This is a genomic window from Enterobacter sp. SECR19-1250, assembly GCF_013391025.1.
In the GTDB taxonomy this organism is placed as follows: Bacteria; Pseudomonadota; Gammaproteobacteria; order Enterobacterales; family Enterobacteriaceae; genus Enterobacter; species Enterobacter cloacae.
Genome location: NZ_JACASJ010000311.1, coordinates 1 through 457, shown reverse-complemented (window position 1 = coordinate 457; position 457 = coordinate 1). Strand labels below are relative to the sequence as shown.

Annotated in this window: 1 protein-coding gene; it reads left to right on the top strand. The window is 54.7% G+C overall.

The window, feature by feature from the left end; all coding sequences use genetic code 11:
- A partial coding sequence (locus HX884_RS26770; protein ID WP_178329060.1) for a Tn3 family transposase occupies positions 1-457 on the top strand: 457 nt, incomplete at both ends.

Genomic DNA, 457 nt, shown 5'->3' with positions numbered 1-457 from the left:
TTCCGTTGTGCCGCGACGATGACCGCTGGCAAAATCAGGCCCAGCCAACTCCTGCGCAAGCTCGCTTCTTACCCACGACAAAACAACCTTGCAGTTGCGCTTCGTGAAGTTGGTCGTATTGAACGGACCCTTTTCATTATTGAGTGGATCCTGGATACGGACATGCAGCGGCGTGCTCAGATCGGTCTTAACAAGGGAGAGGCCCACCATGCGCTCAAAAATGCGCTCCGTATCGGGAGGCAGGGGGAAATTCGCGATCGCACGACAGAGGGGCAGCACTACCGAATCGCTGGGCTCAATTTATTGACTGCGGTGATCATTTACTGGAATACCGTCCATCTTGGTCATGCCGTCACGGAGCGGCGGAACGAAGGGTTGGATGTTCCCCCTGAATTTCTTCCCCACATATCCCCATTGGGCTGGGCGCACATTCTACTGACTGGCGAATATCTTTGGC